Raw genomic sequence first — 2,804 nt, 5'->3', positions numbered from 1 at the left:
GCTTCTCGAGCGACCACCGGTATCAGCTGGACGGCGCTCGAGCCGGTGCCGATCACGCCGACCCGCTTGCCGGCGAAGTCGGCGCCGTGCTCCGGCCAGCGCGCGGTGAACAGCGACGTTCCAGCGAAATCATGCATCCCGGCAATGTGGGGTTCCAGTGGCGCGGACAGAATGCCGGACGCCGCCACCACAAACTGCGCAGTGAACGACTCACCCGCTTCGGTTCGCACCACCCACACCGCGGCCTGCTCATCGAAGGTCATCGCGACGACCTTGGTGCCGAACTGGATGTCACGGCGAAGATCGAGATGGTCGGCGACGAAGTTCAGGTAAGCCTCCACCTCGGGTTGGGCCGGCATCGTCTCGGTCCACACCCATTCCTGCTGTATCTCCTCGGAGAAGCTGTAGGAGTATTCGATGCTCTCGATATCGCATCGCGCGCCGGGGTAGCGGTTGTACAGCCAAGTGCCACCGACGTTTTCGGCCATCTCCAACACCCTGGTCCGGAGCCCGAGCTGACGCAGCCGATGCAGCGTGTACAGGCCGGAAAATCCCGCACCGATAACGAGCGCGTCGTAGCGCGGATCGCTATCACGCATTGTCACCGGTGATCTGCTGGATGGTCCGGGTCAAGTGCAGCGTCTTGATCCGCCACTTGCCGTCCTGTTTTTCGTAGGTCTCGTGGTAATGGCCCGCGCCGTGCAGTTCGTTGCCGTTGCCGAAGATGACCCAGTCCTCCATCGCCCAGATGCCGGTGGCGGTCACGGGCGAGGTGAGGGTGATTTCCGGGGTATGGCAATGGTGCATGGTGGCCGCATTCTCGAGACTGCCCAGCACCACGGGCACGAAGTTGTCGGCGCCCTCCACCGGCGGGGCGGTCATCGGGTCGGCTCCCCCGGTGGACACCGCCATGTCGAGCTGGACCACCAGGTCGTCGCTGAACACGCTGCGCCACCCGTCGGCGTCCTTGGCGTCGAGAAAACGGCAATAGCGTGCCTTCAACTGCCGAATCGCTTCGAGCTCGTCTGCCACTTTCCAACGCCTCCCTCAACCTGGAATCCATACTGTAACGTATTTAGTATCGCCGCCACGAGTGCTTGAGGAGCCGGTGTGAAAGTTCCCTTCACCTGGAAAGTCACCGGTTGGTTCAAGAATCATCGGCTAATCTTCACCTGCACGCCGGTCGACGACGAATGCTCCGACCTGTTCTATTCGATCTGGCGGCCGCGGCTACCCGGCGACTCGTCCGACGTACCGAACGGCGAGCTGCGCGACACCATCGAAAAGCATTTCCTGTCAACCGTCTTCGACGATCTTCAGATCTGGCGTTACCAGAAGTATGTTGAAAATCCCGCGTTGTCCAGAGAGGACGCGAAAGGGTATATGGCACTGCGTAAGTGGGCGACTCAGTTCTACGAAGTGCCGGCGTGATCGACCTGGCCGAGCTCGCGGCACCCGGGCACACCGCGATCGTCACCCAGGAGTGTCAGGGCGCCGTCATCGGTCCGAACGCCGGGTTGGCGCTACTCGCCGAGGAGGCGCGACGCGTTGCACTGCCCAACATCACCAGGCTATTGCCGGTAGCACGTTCGGCCGGCGTGCGGGTGGTGCACTGCGTGGTGCAGCGACGGCCCGACGGGCTCGGCTCCAATCACAACGCCAAGATCTTCGCCATCGGGCGCGGCGAGGTGAACATTCTTCCCGGCACGGCCGGAGCGGCAGTGCTGCACGAATTGGGTCCTGAGCCAACCGATCTCGTCCTCAGCAGGTGGCACGGCGTCGGCCCGATGGGGGGAACCGATCTCGACGCCGTGCTGCGCAACCTCGGGGTATCCACCATCGTGGTGGTCGGGGTGTCGCTGAATATCGCGATACCCAACGTGGTCATGGACGCGGTCAACGCCGCCTATCGGGTCGTCGTACCGCGCGATGCCGTCGCCGGAATCCCCACCGAGTACGGCAATGCGATCATCGACAACACACTGTCGCTGTTGGCGACAATCACCCGCACGGACGATCTGCTCCAGACGTGGGGCCAGCCTGACAAGGGGACTTTGTGACCGACGCCGCCGACACCGCGCCCGCAGCCACGGGTGGATTTCCCGAAGTCAGACCGGTTGAGGACGCGCCACCAGAGCTGGGCCGATTCGTGGCGGCGATGCGCCAGCTGCAGGATCTGACCGTCTCCACCAACCCGAACAGCTCACTGTGGGCTGACGCGGCCGCGCACCTGGAAAGCGCGTGCGCCCTCTTGGACGGTCACCAGGTTCCGGAGACGCAGGTCGTGGCCGGCCGGGTGTTGAGCATTCCCGGTTTGGGTCATCCGCTGATGCCGCCGTGGACGATGACTGACTCCAGGCGCGACGGTGTCACCATGACCGGGCACTTCACCGAGGCTCATGTGGGCGGTAACCGGGCGGTGCACGGCGGCATGATTCCGCTGTTGTACGACTGGCTGTTCGGGATGACGGTGACTTCCGCGAACATCCGGCCCACCCGAACCGCCTTCCTGCACGTCGACTACCGCAAGATCACCCCGATCAACGAGCCGCTGGAGGCTCGCGGCACGATCACCGAGATCGACGGCCGGAAGGTTTTCATCACGGCTACCATGACGGCAGCCGACGGCGCGGTACTCAGCGAAGCCAACGGCCTGATGGTTCGCTTACTTCCGCACCAGCCGTGAGAGGCCCGATGTCCGACACCGCAGTCGAATTCACCGTGCCCGCCGTCACCGCAGCCGTCGCGGCCACGATTCCGGACCGCGAGCTGATCATCCAGGGCGATCGACGCTACACCTACGC

The 2,804-nt window shown here is 63.9% G+C and carries 4 protein-coding genes and 1 pseudogene; 3 read left to right on the top strand and 2 right to left on the bottom strand.

The genetic code is table 11. The features are described from left to right. Together VGH54_RS11890 and VGH54_RS11885 are read right to left on the bottom strand one after the other, a co-directional pair. On the bottom strand, nt 1-599 hold a 599-nt coding region (locus tag VGH54_RS11890), incomplete at its 3' end, for an NAD(P)/FAD-dependent oxidoreductase (protein ID WP_331512195.1). Further along, nucleotides 592-1,032 carry a nuclear transport factor 2 family protein gene (locus tag VGH54_RS11885; protein ID WP_331512194.1) on the bottom strand — a complete coding sequence of 147 codons (441 nt, stop codon included), beginning with the start codon at nt 1,030-1,032 and terminating at the stop codon, nt 592-594. The genes VGH54_RS11885 and VGH54_RS11890, both read right to left, overlap by 8 nt. 117 nt (nt 1,033-1,149) lie before the next feature. On the opposite strand from VGH54_RS11885, the pseudogene VGH54_RS11880 reads away from it, so the two are divergent. The 3 genes and pseudogenes from VGH54_RS11880 to VGH54_RS11870 all read left to right on the top strand — a co-directional run. Next, a pseudogene (locus VGH54_RS11880) lies at nt 1,150-1,431 on the top strand (Rieske (2Fe-2S) protein); the annotation flags it as partial. Further along, nucleotides 1,428-2,060, top strand: coding sequence for a cysteine hydrolase (locus VGH54_RS11875; protein ID WP_331512193.1), 633 nt, complete (start codon nt 1,428-1,430; stop codon nt 2,058-2,060). The pseudogene VGH54_RS11880 and the gene VGH54_RS11875, both read left to right, overlap by 4 nt. Then, nucleotides 2,057-2,686, top strand: a complete 630-nt coding sequence (locus VGH54_RS11870; RefSeq protein WP_331512192.1) for a PaaI family thioesterase — start codon at nt 2,057-2,059, stop codon at nt 2,684-2,686. The genes VGH54_RS11875 and VGH54_RS11870 overlap by 4 nt, the downstream gene beginning before the upstream one ends. Nucleotides 2,687-2,804: the final 118 nt, after the last annotated feature.

Source organism: Mycobacterium sp., from assembly GCF_036488105.1.
In the GTDB taxonomy this organism is placed as follows: Bacteria; Actinomycetota; Actinomycetes; order Mycobacteriales; family Mycobacteriaceae; genus Mycobacterium.
The sequence above is the reverse complement of the archived record's forward strand: the minus strand, read 5'-3'. Positions and strand labels throughout refer to the sequence as shown.